This is a genomic window from Enterocloster sp. HCN-30185 (genome assembly GCF_037890305.1).
Lineage (GTDB): Bacteria > Bacillota > Clostridia > Lachnospirales > Lachnospiraceae > Enterocloster.
The window spans coordinates 1-1796 of sequence record NZ_JBBKBT010000036.1 but is presented as its reverse complement, the minus strand read 5'-3'; the positions used below and the strand labels follow the sequence as shown (position 1 = coordinate 1796).

The window sequence follows — 1796 nt, the reverse complement described above, 5'->3', positions numbered from 1 at the left end:
TGTTTTTCATTTGTCAACAACTTTTTTAAATTTATTTTGACATTTTTTAATGTCGTTTCTTTTGTGTTTCTGTCGTTCCCGACAGCGAAGATTATCTTACCAGATGTATTGCCAAATGTCAACAGTTTTTTTAAATTTATTTTATTTTTTATTTTCCCCTTTATGAGGATGCCCAAACACGCTTGTATTATGCGTGATTTGGGCTTGAGTGAAGTCGATTATTTTGACTGGTGAGCCAGTGTATAGGCAGACACGCAATATACATTTACTGTTTTTTCGCTGCGGCTGTTAAAAAACACGCTGTCTCCTCTATGACTGTAAATTGGATGTGGATGGGCATCCTGTCCCAGCCAGTCGCTTTTATGTTTACAGAGCGGAATCCATGTAAGACTGCCATCGTTCCAATTTGGTATTACTTTACTGATATATTCCCCATCCTTCTTATGGGGATCAGGGCCATTATCCGTACTGTTTTCCCTCACCGCTTTTATTTCCCAGGGATATTTAAAATATCCGTCACATACTAGATTTCCTTCATGATCCATTGTGAAATGTCCATAAGCATTATAATCATCCGGAAGGGCAATTTCCCAATAGCGTTCGGAAGCCAATTCATATTTTCCTACCATTGCAGGACCATTTTCATAACCACCATGATAAATAATTGAGGAACCATCATCACTCCACATCTCATGGCAAACCCAGTCTCCTGCCTTGCGTTCATATCCTTTTGTATTTCCAAGCGTATCCTTTCCTTCCGTTCGGACCGGATAAAGCTGATCCAAGCGGTGATCATAGATCCAAATTCTCCTGATTCCGCAATCAAAACTTGCCCATTCATGGTTATACATAATCAGCTCTGAATCAAGAGGATGAAACTGTACATGCGTAATCCAGCACAGAGGAATCTCCTTTTCGTAAAGAAGTGTCCCATTTTCTGTATCATAAACACAAAGATAGCTGCTTAAATGCTCCTGCTGCACTCTCCCATCTATATCGTAAGCAGGTCTTCGATCCAATCCTGTTCCCTCAGTGACAGGATCGAACTCCAGACAGCGACCGTCTGTCATGGGAACACACAAGCGTTTTCCGTCTCCGCTTATATGTGTAAATGCCGTTACACGGTTCTCAGGCACCTGTGCGAGTATCTTTCTGTTTCCGCTCCGTTCTGTCTTATAAATCATATTATCCTGTATGTAATACACAACTTCCCGTTTATAATCCAGACACACGCTGGCCTTTCCCAATCCCTCTCCAGGAGTTCCGTCAAAGTAAACGTAGCTCTTTAAAATTCCTTTATGATTATCTGTTAAATACGTTTCTTCTCCTGTAACCAAATCTCTCACGATCACATTGGGAGAGCCGGTCTTATCGCTGATCATATAAACCCTTTCACCATCCTCAGACAGCGATGAACAGGTAAAATAAAGCAGCTGCGTATTAAATATCTCTCGATCGCGCGGATCACTCACCAACATTCTTCCGTTTAACTGTGATTCGATCATATTCATGCCTCCTCCTTAACTGTTAGCTTAATTCAATATTACCACTTCGTCTCCAGAAACTCGGTATAGGCAGTAAATTACACCTTACCTGACATGAGTTTCCTTCCAAATTCAACCTGATTACAAAAGCAAACAGAACTATTTAATAAATTATACCACACTTTTGTACCTCTGACATAAAATAGAACACTTATATTGTCTACCGATTTTTAGAGAACGCAAAAGGCCGGAACCCTCGAAAAATCAAGCAATTCCAGCCATAAAAAAAAGCGCGAGACGGGATTCGAACCC

General features: G+C 40.6%; 2 protein-coding genes. One reads left to right on the top strand and one right to left on the bottom strand.

Annotated elements, in window-relative coordinates; all coding sequences use genetic code 11:
• Positions 1-234, top strand: a 234-nt coding sequence (locus tag WKT10_RS15810) for a hypothetical protein (protein WP_340278037.1), incomplete at its 5' end; no start/stop codon positions are given.
• On the opposite strand, the gene WKT10_RS15805 is transcribed toward WKT10_RS15810, so the two are convergent.
• Complete coding sequence (locus WKT10_RS15805) at positions 219-1505, bottom strand: hypothetical protein (RefSeq protein ID WP_340278036.1); 1287 nt, start codon at positions 1503-1505, stop codon at positions 219-221. The genes WKT10_RS15810 and WKT10_RS15805 overlap by 16 nt on opposite strands.
• Positions 1506-1796: the final 291 nt, after the last annotated feature.